The organism is Rhodococcus sp. WWJCD1 (assembly GCF_002258735.1).
In the GTDB taxonomy this organism is placed as follows: domain Bacteria; phylum Actinomycetota; class Actinomycetes; order Mycobacteriales; family Mycobacteriaceae; genus Rhodococcoides.
This window is the reverse complement of the sequence record NZ_NOXY01000017.1, coordinates 1-1157: the sequence shown is the minus strand read 5'-3', so window position 1 is coordinate 1157 and position 1157 is coordinate 1. Positions and strand designations below refer to the sequence as shown.

Genomic DNA, 1157 nt, shown 5'->3' with positions numbered 1-1157 from the left:
GCATCGATCGAACACGTCCTCGTCGTCAAGCGCACCGACTCCGACGTCGCCTGGACTTCACCACGCGACCTGTGGTGGCACGAGACCGTCGCCACGGCGTCGACAGAGCACGAGGCACAGCCGTTCCCGGCCGAGCACCCCCTGTTCATCCTCTACACCTCCGGCACGACGGGTAAGCCCAAGGGCATCATCCACACCTCCGGCGGCTACCTCACGCAGACCTCGTACACCCACCACAACGTCTTCGACCACAAGGCCGGCACCGACGTCTACTGGTGCACCGCCGACATCGGCTGGGTCACCGGGCACTCCTACATCGTCTACGGGCCGCTCTCGAACCGCGCCACCCAGGTCGTCTACGAGGGCACTCCCAATTCGCCCGACGAGCACCGGCATTGGAACGTCATCGAGAAGTACAAGGTCTCGATCTACTACACCTCCCCCACCCTCGTACGCACGTTCATGAAGTGGGGCAAGGAGATTCCCGAAGCCCACGACCTGTCCTCGATCCGCCTGCTCGGCTCCGTCGGCGAGCCCATCAACCCCGAGGCATGGCGCTGGTTCCGCGACGTCGTCGGCGGCGGCACCGCCCCGATCGTCGACACCTGGTGGCAGACCGAGACCGGCGCAATCATGATCTCCCCACTGCCCGGCGTCACCGCCACCAAACCCGGCTCCGCCATGACTCCGCTGCCCGGTATCTCGGCCAAGATCGTCGACGACGACGCCAAGCCCCTGGGCAACGGCGGCAACGGCTACCTCGTCCTCGACGAGCCGTGGCCGGCGATGCTGCGCGGCATCTGGGGCGACATGGACCGCTACAAGGACACCTACTGGTCCCGCTACGCCGAAGAAGGCTGGTACTTCGCCGGCGACGGCGCCAAGTACGACGACGACGGCGCCCTGTGGGTCCTCGGCCGCGTCGACGACGTCATGAACGTCTCCGGCCACCGCATCTCCACCTCCGAAGTGGAATCGGCACTGGTCACCCATCACAGTGTCGCCGAAGCCGCCGTCGTCGGTGCCGCCGACGACACCACCGGACAGGGCATCGTCGCGTTCGTCATCCTGCGGGCCGGCGAGGAGAACACCGGCGATGCGTTGATCGCCGAACTCAAAGCGCAGGTCTCCAAGGAGATCTCACCGATCGCCCGGCC

General features: G+C 66.5%; 1 protein-coding gene. It reads left to right on the top strand.

The window, feature by feature from the left end:
- Window positions 1-1157, top strand: a 1157-nt coding sequence (locus CH286_RS11890; RefSeq protein ID WP_141215837.1) for an AMP-binding protein, incomplete at both ends; no start/stop codon positions are given.